Origin of the sequence: Cryobacterium aureum (genome assembly GCF_002954245.1) — a bacterium.
GTDB classification, from domain to species: Bacteria; Actinomycetota; Actinomycetes; order Actinomycetales; family Microbacteriaceae; genus Cryobacterium; species Cryobacterium aureum.
The window spans coordinates 526,286-543,790 of record NZ_PPTG01000048.1; the positions used below are offsets into that span (position 1 = coordinate 526,286).

At 63.9% G+C, this 17,505-nt stretch carries 15 protein-coding genes; 11 read left to right on the top strand and 4 right to left on the bottom strand.

All coding sequences use genetic code 11. The features are described from left to right. The first annotated feature begins 67 nt into the window (after window positions 1–67). The 7 genes from CJ028_RS19295 to lnt all read left to right on the top strand — a co-directional run bounded on the left by CJ028_RS19295 (window position 68) and on the right by lnt (window position 8,703). Window positions 68–1,006, top strand: coding sequence for an FKBP-type peptidyl-prolyl cis-trans isomerase (locus CJ028_RS19295; protein WP_105036775.1), 939 nt, complete (start codon window positions 68–70; stop codon window positions 1,004–1,006). Between the two features lie 70 nt (window positions 1,007–1,076). After that, entirely contained in the window at window positions 1,077–3,221 is a 2,145-nt protein-coding gene (locus CJ028_RS21570; protein ID WP_240607429.1) for a helix-turn-helix transcriptional regulator, read from the top strand. Between the two features lie 3 nt (window positions 3,222–3,224). Then, window positions 3,225–3,539: a hypothetical protein gene (locus CJ028_RS19310; protein WP_105036776.1), complete on the top strand. Its 315-nt coding sequence runs from the start codon at window positions 3,225–3,227 to the stop codon at window positions 3,537–3,539. Between the two features lie 46 nt (window positions 3,540–3,585). After that, entirely contained in the window at window positions 3,586–3,843 is a 258-nt protein-coding gene (gene tatA, locus CJ028_RS19315; RefSeq protein ID WP_105036777.1) for a twin-arginine translocase TatA/TatE family subunit, read from the top strand. A 45-nt stretch (window positions 3,844–3,888) separates the two neighbouring features. Next, entirely contained in the window at window positions 3,889–4,641 is a 753-nt protein-coding gene (gene tatC, locus CJ028_RS19320; RefSeq protein ID WP_105036778.1) for a twin-arginine translocase subunit TatC, read from the top strand. A gap of 38 nt (window positions 4,642–4,679) precedes the next feature. Continuing rightward, a complete protein-coding gene (locus CJ028_RS19325) occupies window positions 4,680–7,139 on the top strand; it encodes a DEAD/DEAH box helicase (RefSeq protein ID WP_105036779.1) in 2,460 nt (819 codons plus the stop codon). A gap of 7 nt (window positions 7,140–7,146) precedes the next feature. Further along, window positions 7,147–8,703 (top strand): apolipoprotein N-acyltransferase, encoded by a 1,557-nt coding sequence (gene lnt / locus CJ028_RS19330; protein ID WP_105036780.1) that lies wholly within the window; start codon window positions 7,147–7,149, stop codon window positions 8,701–8,703. Window positions 8,704–8,755: 52 nt separating this feature from the next. Here the strand turns inward: lnt and CJ028_RS19335 are convergent, their stop codons facing one another. The 4 genes from CJ028_RS19335 to CJ028_RS19350 all read right to left on the bottom strand — a co-directional run bounded on the left by CJ028_RS19335 (window position 8,756) and on the right by CJ028_RS19350 (window position 11,453). Then, entirely contained in the window at window positions 8,756–9,124 is a 369-nt protein-coding gene (locus CJ028_RS19335; protein WP_105036781.1) for an RNA polymerase-binding protein RbpA, read from the bottom strand. 111 nt (window positions 9,125–9,235) lie between these two features. Continuing rightward, window positions 9,236–10,000, bottom strand: a complete 765-nt coding sequence (locus CJ028_RS19340; protein WP_276309405.1) for a glycerophosphodiester phosphodiesterase family protein — start codon at window positions 9,998–10,000, stop codon at window positions 9,236–9,238. Between the two features lie 3 nt (window positions 10,001–10,003). After that, window positions 10,004–10,948 (bottom strand): SPFH domain-containing protein, encoded by a 945-nt coding sequence (locus CJ028_RS19345; RefSeq protein ID WP_105036782.1) that lies wholly within the window; start codon window positions 10,946–10,948, stop codon window positions 10,004–10,006. After that, window positions 10,941–11,453: an NfeD family protein gene (locus tag CJ028_RS19350; protein ID WP_105036783.1), complete on the bottom strand. Its 513-nt coding sequence runs from the start codon at window positions 11,451–11,453 to the stop codon at window positions 10,941–10,943. The genes CJ028_RS19345 and CJ028_RS19350 overlap by 8 nt, the downstream gene beginning before the upstream one ends. A gap of 165 nt (window positions 11,454–11,618) precedes the next feature. Here CJ028_RS19350 and CJ028_RS19355 point away from each other — a divergent pair, with 165 nt between their 5' ends. The 4 genes from CJ028_RS19355 to CJ028_RS21785 are packed head-to-tail and all read left to right on the top strand — an operon-like array spanning window position 11,619 to window position 17,166. Beyond that, window positions 11,619–12,383: an SDR family oxidoreductase gene (locus CJ028_RS19355; RefSeq protein ID WP_105036784.1), complete on the top strand. Its 765-nt coding sequence runs from the start codon at window positions 11,619–11,621 to the stop codon at window positions 12,381–12,383. Window positions 12,384–12,397: 14 nt separating this feature from the next. Beyond that, on the top strand, window positions 12,398–14,575 hold the full coding sequence (locus CJ028_RS19360) for an alpha/beta hydrolase family protein (RefSeq protein ID WP_105036785.1): 2,178 nt from the start codon (window positions 12,398–12,400) through the stop codon (window positions 14,573–14,575). Further along, window positions 14,538–16,928, top strand: a complete 2,391-nt coding sequence (locus CJ028_RS19365; RefSeq protein WP_105036786.1) for an ATP-binding cassette domain-containing protein — start codon at window positions 14,538–14,540, stop codon at window positions 16,926–16,928. The genes CJ028_RS19360 and CJ028_RS19365 overlap by 38 nt, the downstream gene beginning before the upstream one ends. Continuing rightward, window positions 16,909–17,166: a DeoR/GlpR family DNA-binding transcription regulator gene (locus CJ028_RS21785; RefSeq protein WP_276309408.1), complete on the top strand. Its 258-nt coding sequence runs from the start codon at window positions 16,909–16,911 to the stop codon at window positions 17,164–17,166. Before CJ028_RS19365 ends, CJ028_RS21785 begins: the two co-directional genes overlap by 20 nt. Window positions 17,167–17,505 lie beyond the last annotated feature (339 nt).

The window sequence follows — 17,505 nt, forward strand, 5'->3', positions numbered from 1 at the left end:
CCGCACCCACCTCACACCCGCGCAACAGATCCACGCTGCGCACCACCCTGTACCGAAAGAAGGACCTGTGCGCAAAGCATCCGCGCTGATCATCACCGCCGGCCTCGTGATGACGGCACTGACGGCGTGTGCCACCCCCGGCACTGCTCAGGCATCCTGTGAAACCGGGGCACCTTCGGGCGCTGCTTCGAAACTGGTCTCGGTGAACGGGGACTTTGGCGCAGTTCCGGACGTCAGCTTTCCCACACCCTTGAAGTCATCCACCACTCAGCGCACCGAAATCATCGCGGGTTCCGGGCAGAAGATCCTTCCCGGCCAGATGGTCTCCGTCGAGTCGAACCTGTACAACGGCACGACCGGCGAGCCCCTGCAACTGAGCGCTTTCGACGGCAGTACGGCCATAGCGCTCGGTCTGGGTGACGCTACCATTCCGGGAATTGTCGCCGGTCTGGTCTGTGCGCGCGTGGGTGAGCGCATCGCGGTCGTCATCGCGCCGGACGACGGTATCGGTGTCAACGATCAGTTGCGCGTTGGCGCGACGGATTCCCTCGTTTTCGTCGTTGACATCGTGAAGGCATTCCTGCCGCGAGCCGATGGAGCCGACCAGGCCGTCGCCAACGGTCTTCCTGCCGTAGTCCTGGATGCCGACGGCACCCCCGGAATCGTCCTTCCTTCCGCTGATGTGCCGAAGGAGTTGGAATTCGGTGTGCTCAAGAAGGGAACTGGCGAGAAAGTCGCGTCAGACGCTACCGTCGTGATCCACTACACCGGCCTGTCATGGGCGAGTGACAAGGTCTTCGATTCCACTTGGGCGACGAGAACTCCTCGGGTGGTGCCACTTTCCGACCTTCCCCAGGGCCTGGCGACCGCGATTTCTGGTCAGACCATTGGCTCGCAGCTGGTCGTCGTTATTCCGCCCGCCCTGGGCTTTGGCGCAGCGGCGCAAGGCCAGGTTCCGGCTAATTCAACGCTGGTGTATGCGGTGGACATTCTGGGCGTCAACTGATTGTCGAGGCTCAACCCACCGCGCCCGTGCCACCGCGTCTGACGCCTGGTTCGGACGATAGAATCACACCGTGACTTCGACGCCTCCGCATCCCGATTCGACCGAGGGAACCGTTCTCAAGCCATCGGCGATCACGGCTCCTGAGCGACTGTTCAGCCTCGTCCTGGCCCTCGTGGCAACGGATTCGGGGTTGACCAAGGCCGATATCCTTCAAAACGTGCAGGGCTACCGCCAGCGCTATGCATCCTCCGGTTCGAACGAGAGCCTGGAGCGCCAGTTTGAGCGAGACAAGGACGACCTGCGTGAGTTGGGCATTCCGCTCGAGACGATTGAGCCCCCGGACGACCCGGGAAGCAACCACTTTCTGCGGTATCGAATACCGAAGGGTCTCTACGACCTGCCGGCTGACGTGACCTTCACGCCCGGCGAGGTTTCCCTGCTGAAACTGGCCGGCACGGTGTGGCGCGAAGGATCTCTATCCGGGGAATCCCGCCGTGCCCTAATGAAGTTGAACTCGTTGGGTGTGGAGTCGAGTGAACCGGTACTCGGCTACGCGCCCCTGCTGCGAACGCGCGATGCGAGTTTCGAACCGCTCAGCAAGGCGCTCGACCGTGCGCAGGTCGTGGCTTTTCTGTACCTCAAGCCGGGGGAAACCACGCCGGTGCGTCGTGTGGTGGCTCCGCGCGCGCTCGTGCAGCACGAAGGCCGCTGGCACCTGTACGCCGCGGATGAGACCGTTCACGAACCGCGCACGTTTCTGCTGGCTCGTATCGTCGGTTCAGTCGCAGTTGTCAGCACAGCGGCTGTCGTTTCCACCGTGACGCCGGGTCCGGTCATCGACGGTGCGACCGACAGCGCTCGAGCCCTGGCCGAGCTCGAGGCCCTCTGGGCGGGTAATATCGCCCGCATCGTCGTGGTGCCCGGATCCGACGCCGCTGTGCGTCTCGGCGCGCGCCAGGAAATGCAGCACCCAGCCTCCCCGGTCCAGCAGTCCACGGGACTCGAGCGCAGCCTGCACTTCACCGACCTGAATATCCTCGCCGACGAACTAGCCGGATTCGGCCCGGAGGTATTCGTCGAGAGCCCGCTCGCCTTACGCACTGCCGTGGAGAATCGGCTGCTCGCAACCACGGACGCTCATTCAGGCCCGCTGCCCGCAGCTTCTTCCGGAAGCACGCCTCGCCGCCGAACACCGTCGCTCCGCGCGCGGTCGAGTGCAGCTTCCCAGCCACGGGTAGCCGGTGACCAGCTCACGCTGCTGCTATCCCTCGTTCCGTACCTCATCGACCGGGGGAGCGTCACCGTCACCGAGGTGGCGGAGCATTTCGGGCTGTCGGCGGAACGAGTTCGTGCACTGGTCAGCCTGATCGCACTGTCCGGCATCCCCGGGGAAACACGCCAGTACCTGCACGGCGACCTGTTTGACATTCAGTGGGACGAATTCGAGACAAACGATCGGATCGTGCTCACCCACCAGGTCGCAATCGACGACTCCCCGCGATTCTCCGCCCGCGAGGCCGCAGCGCTAATCGCCGGCCTGCAATACCTGTCAGCGCTGCCCGACAACGCCGATACCGACGCCATCGCATCGCTGATGGCCAAGCTGACCCGCAGCGCATCGGCACCCCCGACCCAGGTGGCCGTCGCACAGCGCGATGCCGGAACCACCCGAAACATCGTGCAGACGGCGCTCAGCACGCAGATGCAGGTTGAGTTCGACTATCTGAACGCTCGCGGCGACCAGGAACACCGGCTCGTCGACCCGCTGCGCATTGAGTCCGTCGATAACGACTGGTACTTGCGCGGCTGGTGCCATCTTCGCGAAGCCGTGCGCACGTTCCGACTGGACCGCATGAGCGAACCGCGCGTGACGGACGTGCCACGCAGCACGCACCCGGCCGACCTGGTTCTGCCCAATACACTGTTTCAGGCCTCTACCAGAGACGTCGATGTTCGACTCGAGCTGCCGACCACGGCGTTGCCGTTGCTGGCGGACTACCGCCCGGAACGAGCAGAGCCGGTCGGATCGGGCGAACGCACTCGCATCACACTGCGCGTCGCCCATTCCCACGCGCTCAAGCGCCTGGTCACCGGCCTGGCCGGCATCGTCACCGTTCTCGAACCCGCCGAATCACGCCAGGTGGTCGCTGACTGGGCGGCAGCCGGGTTCGCCCAGTACGCCGACGATCATCAGCGCCGGTCGAAGGCGGAGTAGCGGATGCCGTGGTGGTCGTGGCTGCTCATCTGGTGCGTTCTGGCTCTGGGACTGCTCGCTGTGCTCGGCTGGTTTGCGGTAACGCTGTTCCGTAAGGCCCGCGGTACCCTGCGAGCGCTGGAATCGCTCCGCGATCAGCTGCCCACAGGGGAATTCGATCGATCGGCCGCTTCCGCTCCTGGAGACCTGGCCGTATTCGCCGATTCGGCCGTGCTGCTCGGAAAGGTCGAGCAATTGCGAGCAGAACGGGCCCACCGCAACCAGATGCGTCGCGATGGGCGGATCGTGCGGGGTAAACTGATCCAGAACGCCCGCTAACCGCCACGCCCGCTGCACTACTCGCTAAGACAGAGGACACGCCCTCATGCTGCAAAACCTGACCGGATGGCATTTCCTGATCATCCTCGTCGTCGTACTGCTTCTCTTCGGTGCGCCCAAGCTCCCCGGACTCGCTCGCAGCCTGGGCCAGTCCATGAAGATCTTCAAGAGTGAGATCAAGAGCGACGCGGTCGATCCCGACCCCAGCACCCCTGCTCGGTCGACGAGCACCACGGGAGACGACGCGTCCGGCACGGCCGGCTCCACCGCGGTCGGCCCAACCGACCCCGCCGCGAAGCCTTAGCGCCGCATGGTCCGCGCCGAGCGGAGTGCGACCAAAGCAGGAAAGATGTCATTGGGGCAACACCTGATCGAACTGCGCAAGCGCCTCTACCTGGCTGCTGCCGGCCTCCTCATTGGAGCCGTTATCGGTTGGTTCCTCTCCGATTTTGTTTGGGATCAGCTGCGGGAACCGATTTACGCCATCATCAAGGCGCAGCATCGGAATGCCCAGATCAACTACCCCGATATCACGAGTGCCTTCGACCTCAAACTCAAGATTTCTCTCTACGTTGGTCTGATAGTTTCCAGCCCCGTGTGGCTGTATCAGGTCTTCGCCTTCCTGGTGCCGGGGCTCACTCGAACTGAGAAGAAATACACCTTCGGGTTTCTGTTCACGGCCATTCCGCTGTTCCTGGCCGGCTGCGCAGCGGGTTGGATCGTCTTGCCGCACGTGGTCGAGCTCATGACCGGGTTCGCCCCGCCAGAGGATTCCGCGTTCATCAACGCTCAGGGCTACTTCGACTTTGTGCTTAAACTCGTAGTGGCGATCGGCATCGCGTTCGTGCTGCCCGTGTTTATCGTGCTGCTTAATTTCGCCGGCGTCATCAGCGCAGCGTCGATCATCAAGTCCTGGCGGATCGCCATTCTGGTCATCGTGCTGTTCACGGCGATCGCCACCCCGGCCGCCGACGTGGTCTCAATGTTCCTGTTGGCCATTCCCATGGTCATGTTGTACTTCGCCGCCTACGGTATCGCCTGGTTGCACGATCGACGCGCGGCCAAAAAAGTGCTCGCCTTTGAGAAAGAATTCGCGCTCTAAGCTGTCGCGAGACACGCTGTAGCAATTGTTAGGATCACGTGACGCACACGCAATCGCCGGCCGATCGGTACTCGGCTGCGCGCATCCGGGCCGCCAAGCCGCTCCTGCAGGGCTTCGAGAGCGGCTTAGGCTTCGACCTCGACCCGTTCCAACGTGAAGCCTGCGCGTGCCTGGAGGCCGGCAACAGCGTGCTCGTTGCCGCCCCGACCGGAGCTGGCAAGACGATCGTGGCCGAATTCGCGATCTACCTGGCGATGCAGCGGTCCCGGGCAAAGGTGTTCTACACGGCTCCGATGAAGGCCCTCAGCAACCAGAAGTTTCAGGAGTTCGTGGCCGAGTACGGTGCGGACCAGGTCGGATTGCTCACCGGAGATAGCAACGTCAACCCGGGGGCCCGCATCGTGGTCATGACCACCGAAGTGCTGCGCAACATGCTCTACGCCGATTCCGATTTACTGACCGACCTGGCCTTCGTGGTGATGGACGAGGTGCACTATCTCGCGGACCGTTTTCGCGGAGCTGTCTGGGAAGAGGTGATTATCCACCTGCCACAGCCGGTGCGCATGGTATCGCTCAGCGCGACAGTGTCGAACGCGGAGGAATTCGGTGACTGGCTGCAGGCCGTCCGCGGTGAGACCGACGTGATCGTTTCTGAGGAGCGGCCGGTTCCGCTCGAGCAGCACGTGCTGGTCAAGAACAATATGCTCGATCTGTTCGACTCCACGGGGCTGATCGGCGCGCATCGGGTCAATCCCGAACTCGTGCGCCTGGCGCACGCGGGCGGACGTTCGGCCGGCGGGCGCGGCCGAGGATCCGGTCGCCAGGGCAGTCAATCCGGGGGGTACCGGGGTCATGACAAGCAACGCCCCCAGTTTGACGCCGGACGGATGGACCGCGGGGACATCGTGCGCATGCTCGACGGTAAACATCTGCTGCCAGCTATCTTCTTCATCTTCAGTCGGGTCGGCTGCGACCAGGCCGTTCGGCAGGTGCTCCGCTCGGGCGTACGCCTGACTCAGGAACACGAACGCGAAGAAATCCGCCAGATCGTCGACGACCGATGCCGCACCCTGCTGGACGAAGATCTCGGCGTGCTCGGCTACTTCGAATGGCTCGACGGGCTCGAACGCGGAGTCGCTGCGCACCACGCCGGTCTGCTGCCGGCGTTCAAGGAGGTTGTCGAGGAGCTCTTTCAAAGGAAGTTGGTCAAGGCTGTCTTCGCCACTGAAACGCTCGCCCTCGGCATCAACATGCCCGCCCGCACGGTCGTACTCGACAAACTGGAGAAATTCAACGGCGAGGCTCGCGTACCGATCACCCCGGGGGAGTATACGCAGCTCACCGGTCGGGCCGGTCGCCGCGGAATCGACACCCTCGGCCACTCGGTCATCCAGTGGGCCCAGGGACTGGACCCGCAGGCCGTAGCCTCGCTCGCCTCCCGGCGCACCTATCCGCTGAATTCGAGTTTCAAACCCACCTACAACATGGGCGTCAACCTGATCGACCAGTTCGGCGTCACGCGTACTCGCGGTGTGCTTGAGTCCTCGTTCGCCCAGTTCCAGGCCGACCGCGCCGTCGTCGACCTGGCCCGCTCCGTGCGCCAGCAAGAGGAATCCCTGGCCGGGTTCAAGACCAGCATGACCTGCCACTTGGGTAATTTTGAAGAGTACTCTGCTATTCGCCGTCGCCTCACCGAGGTGGAACGCGAGGGTGCCAAAGCCGACAACTCCTTGCGCGGTGAACGCGACAAACGACAGCGGGAGGTCGCCAGCCTGCGCAAGCAGATGCGCGCCCACGGCTGCCATCACTGTCCCGATCGAGAAGCACACTCCCGCTGGGCGGAACGCTGGTTCAAACTCAAGCGCCAAACGGATGCCCTCAACCAGCAAATCTCGCAGCGCACCGGAGCCATCGCCCGCGTCTTCGACCGTGTGACCGACGTTCTGCTCGGCTATGGCTATCTCCAATCCGATGCCAGCGGCACGATCGCACTCAGCGAGAGTGGACGTATCCTGCGCCGCATCTACGCCGAACGGGACCTGCTGGTCGCCGAATCTCTGCGCCGAGGCCTGTGGAACGAACTCGATGCCGCAAGCCTCGCAGCGATGGCCTGTGCGCTTGTCTTCGAACCGCGACGCGAAGAGGGACTCATCGATGCCCGCTACCTGCCGACGGGGCCGTTCCGCCCGGCGCTGGACGAGACGCAAGACCTCTGGAGTCGGATTGACGACCTCGAGCGTGACCACAAACTGCCCGGCAGCAACCCGCTCGCGGTCGGCCTCAGCCTCGCCATGTGGAAGTGGGCACGCGGCGCATCCCTTGCCGACGTGCTCTACGAGGCTGAGATGGCTGCCGGCGATTTCGTGCGCTGGACCAAACAGACCATCGACCTGCTCGACCAGCTGAGCATTGCCGGCGACGGACACGTCGGGCCGACAGCACGCACCGCGATGGACGCGATCCGACGCGGCATTGTCGCCTACTCCTCGGTGGCCTGAACCCGCCATGTGGGGGAGTGAGCGTGCGTTTAGCCTGCCGCTGTGGGCATCCGTCCTGGTCGCGGCCGGTGCCGGAGCAGTTCTCGATGCCGGTTTCCCGGATCGCGACTGGTGGTTTCTCGCGCCGGTGGGGGTGGCGCTCATGCTCCTGGCGCTGCTCGGTCGAAGCCTCGCGACCGGGCTACTCGTTGGTCTGGTCGCCGGACTATCGTTCTGGCTGATTCATATCTTCTGGATCACCCTGTACCTCGGTCTCGTGCCGTGGTTCGCGCTCGGCGGGCTGGAGAGCCTGTTCTTCGCCGTCGGGCTCGGGCTCACCGCGGTCGTTCTGCGGCACGGTCCCCGGGTCTGGCCGAGCGTCTGGGGTCGTCTCGGTCTGGTGCCGGTCATCGTTGCCGGGTTGTGGACAGCCAGGGAGGCAATCAGCGCGGTCTGGCCCTACGGCGGCTTTGCCTGGGGCCGCGTTGCGCTCTCCCAGTCGGAGAGTCCGTTCGGACCGCTCGTGGCCTGGGTCGGCTTCTCCGGCCTGAGCTTCATCGTGGTCTGGCTGAGCGCCCTGGTCGTGCAGTTGTTCCGCGAACCCGAGCTGGCGCGCACGCTGCGCACGGGCATCGCCGTTGGTGCCGTCGCGCTGGTGCTCGCCGTCCCGTCCTGGCCGACCATCCACAGCGGCGAGGTTCGCCTCGCCGCCGTGCAGGGCAACGCCGATGCCGGCCTGTTTGCGGAGAATTCACCGGGGCAGATTCTGCAGGACCATACCTCGGCCACCCTGCCGCTGATCGGCGAGAGGGTCGATTTCGTGGTTTGGCCGGAAAACGCGAGCGACATCGATCCCACCCGTTCCGAGGCAGCCGCGCAGGTGCTCGACTACATCAGTGCCGAAATGGATGCCCCGCTTATCACCGGCACCATCACCAAGCCGGGGGACACCTACTACAACAGCTCGCTGCTGTGGAAAGCGGGCCGCGGTGCCGTCGACGTGTACGACAAAGTGCACCCGGTGCCCTTTGCGGAATATATGCCGGATCGGGCCTTCTGGCGCCCTTTCGCCCCGGAGCTAATCGACCTCATCGGCCGGGATTACGGCATCGGCACCCGTGACAATATCTTCGATATCAATGGGGTCCTGGCCGGGATCGCTATCTGTTTCGATATCGCCGACGACCAGCTGGTGCACGAGATGATCGACGATAAAGCCCAGATCATTCTCGCCCAAACAAACAATGCCGATTTCGGGCACACCGACGAGAGCGTGCAGCAGCTCGCAATTGCCCGGCTGCGCGCGATCGAGACCTCCCGTACTGTAGTGAACATCTCCACGGTCGGATCGAGCGCCATCATCACTCCCGACGGGCACACCCAGGACAGCTTGCCGACCTTCACGGCCGGCGCGATGGTGCAAACGGTGCCGCTCAGTGACAGCATCACGCCGGCGATGGTCGCCGGCCGGGGCGTCGAGTGGCTCGTGTCGGGGCTCGGCCTGGCCGGGCTGGCGCTCTGCTTCGGCGCCGCTGGATGCCAACGTCGCAGCTTGGCGCGCGCCGCTTTGCTGACACGGCTTTAACCAACAACGACCCCGGCACGAAGTGCGGGGTCGTCTGGGGTGGAACCGGCGGTTAGGCGCCGATCTTCTGCTGGCCACCACGGCGCAGGCGCAACACGGAGAGGCGCTCTTCGAGCAGTTCTTCGAGTTCGTCTCTGGTGCGTCGCTCCAGCAGCATGTCCCAGTGGGTCCGAGGAATCTTCTCGTCGGAGTGGTCAACGATCACCGGCAGGGAATCGACCAGTCGGGTCGCCGTCCGTGCGCAATATTTGCATTCCCATTCATCCGGAGGCTCGGCTTCGGCCGAGAAAATCATTACCGTCTCACGCCCACACGTTTCACACCGGTAGGTGTGCGGAACCCGGGGGGAGAAGGTTACGCCTTCTTCGCTCTGTAGGCTTTGTGCGCCTAATCTCATGCCACGCAAACTGCGGTCAGCCATAGTGTGGTCTCCTCTCGCTCGCGATCACAATTCGACCACGATGCTGTCACATTTGTAAACCATCAAGCTGGGTGTTAACCTTCCCGGACCCCCCGTTCTGGGAGGTAATTCTCAGGTTCGACGACTAATGGCCGCCACAGCAAGATCGGTGCGATCCGTGACGACGCCGTCGACACCCAGATCAAGCAGTCGAATCAGGTCTGCCGGGTCGTTCACTGTCCACACATGCACCTCGATATTCACCCGATGCATCATCGCGATGAAACGGGGCGTCACGATTCGAACCGGCCCGGCGCATTCTGGTACCTGCACGGCGACGCAGCCCGCCAGCGTGCGACGAACTACCGACGTGAGGCCTAAGTTCATCGCTGCGACGGCGCGGACGACGAGCGGTGATGAGGCGGAGGACACCACGCCGGGCAGCAGATCGACCACCCGACGGCGGCGTGGTTCGTTGAACGAGGTCACGAGGACCCGCGGCGTGGCTTGCTGGTGGCGAATGGCCCGAGCGGCGGGCTCGACGGCGGCATCCGTCTTGATGTCAATATTAAACCGGGCCGATGGGAATGCCTCGAGGGCATCGGCGAGGGACGTGAACGATTGACCGAAACCGAGGTTGATGCGTTTCAGTTCGGTCAGGGTCAGCTGGTCGATGCGCACGTCCCGGCCGAGCGCAGTCAAGTCGGGGTCGTGGCTGATCACGGCCACACCGTCGAGCGACACGTGTACGTCGGTTTCGAGGTGGGTGGCCCCGCCGGCCAACGCTTTCACGAAGGCGAGAAGTGTGTTTTCCGGCGCTTCCTGCGCTAGACCGCGATGGGCAAAAACCCTAGGGTGCGGTGCATCCAGAAATACTGACGGGGCGTTCTCGACCACCGCCTAGGCTTGCGGCGTTGCGGATGCGGCGGGTGCGGTCGAGGGGTTCTGGGTATTGGCACCAAACGCGCTGCCGATTCCCTTCATGGCCTCGGTGAGTTCGCTCGGCACAATCCACAGCTTGTTGGCGCTGCCTTCCGCCAGCTTGGGCAGGGTGAGCAGGTACTGGTAGGCGAGCAGCTTCGGGTCAGGGTCTCCATCGTGAATAGCCTTGAAGACCGTGGTGATGGCTTCGGCCTCACCCTGCGCGCGCAGCACGGCAGCTTTGGCGTCACCCTCGGCTTCGAGGATGGCGGCCTGGCGGGCGCCCTCAGCGGTGAGAATAGCGGACTGCTTGGTGCCCTCGGCGGTGAGGATCAGCGCACGACGATCACGTTCGGCACGCATCTGCTTCTCCATGGAATCCTGGATGGAGTGGGGCGGCTCGATGGCCTTGAGTTCGACTCGGCCCACGCGGATGCCCCATTTGCCGGTAGCCTCGTCGAGCACGATGCGCAACTGGCTGTTGATGTTGTCTCGGCTGGTCAATGCCTCTTCAAGGTTCAACCCGCCGACCACGTTGCGCAGGGTGGTCGTGGTGAGCTGCTCGACCGCGCCGAGGTAGTTGTTGATCTCGTAGGTGGCGGCGCGGGCATCCGTCACCTGAAAGTAGACGACCGTGTCGATAGAGACCACGAGGTTGTCCTCGGTGATTACGGGCTGCGGGGGAAACGACACTACCTGCTCGCGAATATCAAGCAGCGGCCGCACTCGGTCGACGAACGGCACGAGCAGATTCAGACCGGGCAGCAGCGTCTTATGATACTTGCCGAGGCGCTCCACCACCCCGGCGTTACCCTGCGGAATGATGCGAATGGCGCGCACGAGAATGACGATGACGAACACCGCCAACACGGCGAGCAGGGCGATCACGAAGATCTGACCGATGAAAGCTGCGGGGTCAAGCATTGTTCTGGGTCCTTTCGGCGGGGATGACGACGGCGGTGGAGCCTTCGATGAGGTGCACGGTGACCGGCTGGCCCGGTTCAGCGGATGCTGCGGTGCCGCTACTCGCGGTACCGGAGGCGCCAAGCCCGGGGCGGGACGTCAGCAGCCGAGCGGTCCAGGTCTCACCGTTGGCCAGTTTCACCAGCCCGCCGGTTTCGGTCACCGTCGACAGGACCCGGCCGCTCATTCCGATCAGGGCGTCGATATTCGACAGGGCCGGATCGCCGCCCTTGCGCAGAGCCCGCAACAGGAACGGTCGGATGGTCAGCAACAGCAGCACCGAGAGTCCGGCGGCGACGACGATCTGAAGCCACCAGTCCAGGCCGAGCAAATTGGCGGCCAAACCGCCCAGGCTGCCGATGGAGATCATCAGGAACGTGAATTCCAGGCTTAGCAGTTCGATGGTGATGGCCACGAGAATGAACACGAGCCACAAGATCCAGAGATAGTCGGTCAGATCGACCATGTGTGACACCCTCCACATTCCGTTTCACCTCGAAACTAGCAGGTGCGGGCGACAATACGCGGGCGGAGCGGCCGAGGCTTGTTGATAAGGTCGAAAGCGCAGGTAGTGGCCGATCAGGTCACCCTTCATCATGGACCAAACAGACCGAATTCTTGAGGAGCACGCGTGACCAATCCACTTGCAGCAGGATCACTCGAGGGCAAGCGCGTACTCGTCACCGGCTCGTCCCGCGGTATCGGTGCCGACACCGCCGGTTTTTTTGCCGAGGCCGGTGCGCGCGTCGTCATCAACTACCGCAATAAGGAGGTACGCGCGAACAAACTTCGCGATGCCATTCGCGCCGCCGGGGGAGACGCCATCACGGTCGGCGCCGACCTGACTGATCCGGCATCGGTTGCCGCGATGTTCGCGACCATCATGAGCGAATTCGGCGGCCTTGACATTCTCGTGATGAACGCATCCGGCGGCATGGAGAGTGGGATGGCGCCTGACTACGCCATCAAGCTCAATCGTGACGCCCAGGTCAATCTGCTCAACGGCGCCATCCCCCTGCTCGGTGACGATTCCCGGGTGGTCTACGTCACCAGCCACCAGGCCCACTTCATCAAGACCACACCCACCATGTCGGAGTATGAGCCGGTCGCCCGCAGCAAACGCGCCGGTGAAGACGCCCTGCGCGCCGTCATTCCCCAGCTCGAAGAGTCCGGTATCGGATTCGTCGTGGTTTCCGGAGACATGATCGAGGGCACCATCACGGCGACGCTGCTCGAACGGTCCAACCCGGGTGCCCTCGACGCCCGGAAGGAGGCGGCCGGTCGACTGTACAACGTGAGCGAGTTCGCGGCGGAAATCGCCCTGGCCGCGATCGAACCGGTCCCGGCCGGTAACACTCGCCTGGTCGGCGACACGTCCGGATTCGCCGGCGAGTAGCGCGCAATCAACCGATGAAGGCTGCTGATCTTCCACTCCTCGGGTCGCTGTCGCGCCCGACGATCCATCCCGATGGTTCGCGGGCGGTGTTCTCCCGGGTGCACGCCGATTTTTTAGCGGATGATTACGTCGGCCAGCTCTGGACCGTCGCGCTGATGGGGGAGCCGGCTCCGCGTCGCATCACGCGCGGTTTTCGTGACTCGGCACCCCGGTTTTCGCCGGATGGCAACCTGATCGGGTTTCTCCGTGCCGATGCCGGCGGCGCCGCGCAGCTGCACGTTGTCGATGCGGCCGGGGGCGAGCCCCTGGTCATGACCGACGCGGCTCTCGGCGTGACCGATTTTCGCTGGCATCCGACCAGTGACCGGATCGCGTTCCTGGCGCGCGTCCCCGAGCAGGGGCGGTACGGCACGGTTGCCGGTCTGTCGGCCGAATCGGAACCGGCTCGCCGCTTCGATACCGTGCGCTACAAATCGAACGGGGTCGGCTACACCAACGACCGCCGCGTGCACGTGTTCCTCGCCGTGGTACCGGATGTCTGGGGCGAACCAACACCCGCCGCCGCTCCGTCCGTGGCCGACGCACCCCGGGCAAAGTCAGGCAACGAGCCGGGCACTGCGCCAACACCGGATCTTCCGGAGCCGGCCAGAATGGTGACCGGGCTTCCGGTCGCCCGCCAGCTAACCGAGGGGGACTTCGATCATTCCGGACTCACCTTCTCGCCCGACGGTTCCGGTCTCCTCACCATCTCGGCGCGTCATGCGGGCCGGGACAACGACCTCCGCAGCGAAGTGGTCGAACTCACACTCAGCGAGAGCACCGATACCGCTGCAAACGGCACCATCGCTCCGCTTCGCACCGTCGTGCCAGCGGCCGGGAACCTCAGTATCTCGGCGCTGGCCTGCGCCGAGGACGGTAGCCTCTGGCTGCTCGCAACCGACGTTGGTGCGACCGGCCTGGACTTCGTCGGCCGGGTGACGGCCCTGTACCGCAGCGGTGGCGCCGACAACGGTTCAGCACCGATCCGCGTGACGGATCCGCAGCAGACCGACCAGGATCTGTTAGACCTCGATGCCACCGGCGGAATCAGTCCATTGGCAGATGGCTCCGTGCTCGTACTGCAGGGCAGTCGCGGCCGGGTTGATCTAATTCGCGTCGAGCGGGATGGGCAGGCGCAGTCACTCGACTGCGGCGCCACCGTCGCCAGCTCTATGGATGCGTGCGGCGACGCTGTCGTTGTCGCGGTGCAGTCCGCCGGTACCTCCGGTGACCTCGTTCTGGTTCGCCCGGTCCTCTCCGGTACTCGAACGCCCGAGACCCCGCCGAAACGCCTCACCGATTTCTCGGTACCCCTGCGCGCCACCGGCCTGGTCCCCGGAATCGAACTCACGGTCACTGGACGAGACGGCTATCCAGTGCACGGCTGGGTGCACACTCCTGCCGGGCCGGGACCGCATCCGGTGCTCCTGACCATTCACGGCGGCCCGTACGCCCAATATACCGGCGCGCTCCTCGATGAGACCCAGGTCTACGTCGACGCGGGCTACGCGGTGGTCCTCTGCAACCCGCGCGGGTCATCCGGTTATGGCGAAGCCCACGGGCGCGCCATCCGCCAGCGCATGGGAACCCTCGACCTGGCCGACGTACTGGACTTTCTCGACGGCGCTCTCAGCGCCGAGCCCGCCCTCGACGCCCACCACGTCGGCATCATGGGTGGGTCTTACGGCGGCTATCTGACCGCGTGGACGATCGCCAATGACCACCGATTCGCGGCGGCCATCGTGGAACGCGGCTTTCTCGATCCACAAGGCTTCGTCGGAACCAGTGACATCGGCGACTTCTTCGGCGACGAATACGCCGGGACGGATGCCGCCCTGCTGCAGACTCAAAGCCCACAGTTTCTGGTCGGCCGGGTGAAAACCCCGACCCTGGTGCTGCACTCCGCGCAGGACCTGCGCTGCCCGTTGTCGCAGGGCGAGCGCTACTACGCTGCGCTCAAACGTGGGGGAGTGGAGACCGAACTGGTCGTTTTCCCGGGGGAGAACCACGACCTCAGCCGCACCGGTCGCCCCCGGCACCGTTTGCAACGGTTCGAGATTATTCTGGACTGGTGGGCCCGACACCTGCCAAGTGCCAATAATCACAGGAGAACCGATGAGCGAGACCACTACAGCAAGCACCCCGGCAGCTGAACGCCAGGTCGCAGACAGTCACGATCTGATCCGCGTGCAGGGCGCACGCGAAAACAATCTCAAGAATGTCAGCGTTCAGATTCCGAAGCGCCGACTGACCCTGTTCACCGGGGTGTCCGGCTCCGGAAAAAGCTCGCTCGTATTCGGCACCATCGCGGCCGAGTCCCAGCGCATGATCAACGAAACCTACAGCACGTTCGTCCAGGGCTTCATGCCTGCCCTGGCCAGGCCTGACGTCGATGTGCTCGACGGCCTGACGACCGCCATCATCGTCGACCAGGAGCGGATGGGCGCCAACTCGCGCTCCACCGTCGGCACCGCCACCGACGCGAACGCGCTGCTGCGCATCCTGTTCAGCCGACTCGGCCAGCCCTACCTCGGCTCGCCGCAGGCCTATTCGTTCAACGTCGCCTCGATCAGCGGAGCGGGCGCGGTCTCGATCGAACGCGGCGGAGCGACCGTGAAGGAACGCCGCAGCTTCAGCATCACCGGGGGCATGTGTTCGCGCTGCGAGGGGCGGGGTTCGGTCACCGACATCGACCTGACCGCCCTATACGACGACAGCAAGACCATCAACGGTGGCGCACTGAAGATCCCCGGCTACAGCATGGACGGCTGGTACGGTCGCATCTTCAACGGTTGTGGCTTCTTCGACGCCGACAAACCGATCAGGGACTTCACCACGAAGGAACTGGCCGACCTCCTGCACAAGGAGCCGACCAAGATCAAAATCGAGGGAATCAACCTCACCTACGAAGGCCTGATTCCGAAGATTCAAAAATCCATGCTCAGCAAAGACGTCGACACCCTGCAGCCGCACATTCGCGCGTTTGTCGAGCGAGCGGTCACGTTCACTGTCTGCCCCGATTGCAACGGCACCCGACTCAACGAGGGTGCCCGATCGTCGAAAATCAACGAGATCAGCATTGCGGATGCCTGTGCCATGCAGATCAGCGACCTCGCCGAGTGGGTCACCGGTCTGAACGAATCGTCCGTCGCGCCCCTGCTTACAGCCCTGCGTCTCCTCTTGAACTCGTTTGTGCAGATCGGGCTGGGCTACCTGTCCCTCGACCGGGCCTCCGGTACTCTCTCCGGCGGTGAGTCGCAGCGCACCAAGATGATCCGTCACCTCGGATCCTCCCTCACCGACGTCACCTATGTCTTCGACGAACCGACCATCGGACTGCACCCACACGACATCCAGCGTATGAACGCCCTGCTGGTGCAGCTTCGCGATAAGGGCAATACCGTGCTCGTTGTCGAGCACAAGCCGGAGATGATCCAGATCGCCGACCACGTCATCGATCTCGGCCCGGGCGCCGGAACGGACGGCGGCGAGGTGGTCTTTGAGGGTTCCCTCGCCGGGCTTCGAACCAGCGGCACGCTGACCGGTCGGCACCTGGATGACCGCGCGACCGTGAAACCGACAGTGCGTGCGCCCTCGGGAGTTCTGCAGGTGCGCGGCGCGAGCGCGCATAACCTGACCAACGTCGACGTCGATATTCCGCTCGGCGTCCTGACAGTGCTGACCGGCGTCGCCGGGTCGGGGAAAAGCTCACTGATCACCGGATCAGTCTCGGGGCGGGACGGCGTGGTGTCCGTCGACCAGGGTGCGATCAAGGGCTCGCGGCGCAGCAATCCGGCGACGTACACGGGTATGCTCGACTCGATCCGCAAGGCATTCGCGAAGGCTAACGGGGTGAAGCCTGCCCTGTTCAGTTCCAATTCCGAGGGGGCGTGCCCGAGCTGCAACGGTGCCGGCGTCATCTACACGGACCTTGGAATAATGGCCGGCGTCGCTATTCCCTGCGAGGTCTGTGAGGGTAAGCGGTTTCAGGCATCCGTTTTGGACTATCACCTGGGCGGACGCGACATCAGTGAGGTTCTGGCGATGTCGGTGACCGAAGCCGAGGAGTTCTTCGGTGTGGGGGAGTCTCGGATTCCGGCCGCATATGCCATTCTGGTGCGCCTGGCCGATGTCGGCCTCGGCTACCTCCGCCTCGGCCAACCGTTGCCGACACTGTCCGGCGGTGAGCGCCAGCGCCTGAAGCTCGCCACTCAGATGGCCGACAAGGGCGAGGTATACGTTCTGGATGAGCCGACCGCAGGCCTCCACCTCGCCGACGTTGAGAATCTGCTCGGTCTGCTCGACCGGCTCGTCGACTCGGGCAAGTCCGTCATCGTGATTGAGCACCATCAGGCTGTCATGGCGCACGCCGACTGGATCATCGACCTGGGTCCTGGGGCCGGCCACGACGGCGGCCAAATCGTGTTTGAGGGAACACCGGCCGACCTCGTGGCCGGGCGCTCTACCCTGACCGGCCAGCATCTCGCTGCCTACGTCGGAGCCTGACCCGGCCGCCGGCGCGCCCGGTCATTGGCAGAAGAATGACGCCCTTTTTCACCCGGATACTGCGGCCGCCGAGACGAAGCGGGCGCTGCTCGCGCGGGCCGATCGCAAGGTGCTGCTGCTGGACGACAGCAAGTTTCAGGCCAATGGTCTCTATCACGTTGCTGACCTGGCCGATTTCAACGACGTGGTCGTCAACGCCGAACTCCACGCTGAGCGTCGTGAGCGCGCAGCCGCATGACCGATAATGCACATTATGTCAGCAAGCAGAGATTAGAGCGCCTCGACCTGGTCGCCTCGGTCCCGTGGCGTCCAACGGTACTGTCCTGTCTCATCTATCATGAGGCAGTCTCACGCAACTTGAGGCATTAGGCCTTTCCGTCTCACGTAAGTTGAGGCATTAGGCCTTCCTGTCTCACGTAAGTTGAGGCATTAGGCCTTCCTGTCTCACCTAAGTTGAGGCATTGTGCGGCGTGTCTCACCTAACTTGAGGCATTCTCTGCTTACTGTTTGGTCATGGGACGTGCCGTGGCGGCGTCCGACCTCGTTGCCGGGCGTGAATGTGGTGAAGGAACCTTGA